This window comes from Aquirufa beregesia, from assembly GCF_011090385.1.
Taxonomy (GTDB): domain Bacteria; phylum Bacteroidota; class Bacteroidia; order Cytophagales; family Spirosomataceae; genus Aquirufa; species Aquirufa beregesia.
On the sequence record NZ_SEWW01000055.1, the window covers coordinates 1 to 269 of the forward strand.

Genomic DNA, 269 nt, shown 5'->3' on the forward strand with positions numbered 1-269 from the left:
GCTCGGTCAACTTCTTTGACCAGCATTTCGAAATTATGGATTTTTCGATGCCGTAAATAATTGTTTTTTATAATTCCATTGATACGCTCTGCTTTCCCATTTTCCCAGGGGTATTTACACATACTGTTTTTAATTCCTCGTTTTTGAGTAATTCGTAAAAACTCCTTGGCATAATATTGACCACCTCCATCGGAGTGAAGTACTAATTCATCAAATCTTTTCTTTTTTCGAAGCTTGATGGCCATTTGTAAGGCTGGAATGGTGGTATG

At 36.8% G+C, this 269-nt stretch carries 1 pseudogene; it reads right to left on the bottom strand.

Annotated features, from left to right (window positions below):
- A pseudogene (locus EWU23_RS13870) lies at nt 1-245 on the bottom strand (IS3 family transposase); the annotation flags it as partial.
- Between the last annotated feature and the right edge of the window lie 24 nt (nt 246-269).